At 47.9% G+C, this 482-nt stretch carries 1 protein-coding gene; it reads right to left on the reverse strand.

The annotated features are described in order from the left end of the window. Positions 1–474: glutamate ligase domain-containing protein (locus B4K20_RS03105; RefSeq protein ID WP_289281846.1), on the reverse strand; the 474-nt coding region annotated here is incomplete at its 3' end. Between the last annotated feature and the right edge of the window lie 8 nt (positions 475–482).

The raw sequence follows: 482 nt of genomic DNA on the forward strand, positions 1-482 counted from the left end.
TATGCCCGTTGAGTATGAGTCGAACACAGCTTTAACCACAGCCGTATCACTAAACGGATAGCGAACATGATTGATTTCCTGATAGGACTCATGCCCCTTACCTGCAATCAGCACAATATCTTCTGGCTTGGCTTGATTGATGGCATAGCTAATAGCTAGCTTACGATCAAGTTCAACGCGAATTTTCTGCGGTTCATCACATCCCGCCAGGATATCTTCAATAATCAGCAGATGGTCTTCGGTACGAGGATTATCATCCGTAACAATAACCTGATTAGCTTCTCTTTCTGCGACTTTCCCCATAAGTGGGCGCTTACCACGGTCTCTGTCCCCGCCACAGCCAAATACACACCAGAGCTGCCCCGTTTTGGGTAAGTGAACTTGCAAGGTCTTCAGTGCCTGATGTAATGCGTCAGGTGTGTGAGCATAGTCGATAACCACTGTGGCATGACCCGGCTGAGTATACGTTTGCATACGCCCAC

This window comes from Methylophaga sp. UBA5088 (assembly GCF_002414625.1).
Classification (GTDB): Bacteria; Pseudomonadota; Gammaproteobacteria; order Nitrosococcales; family Methylophagaceae; genus Methylophaga; species Methylophaga marina.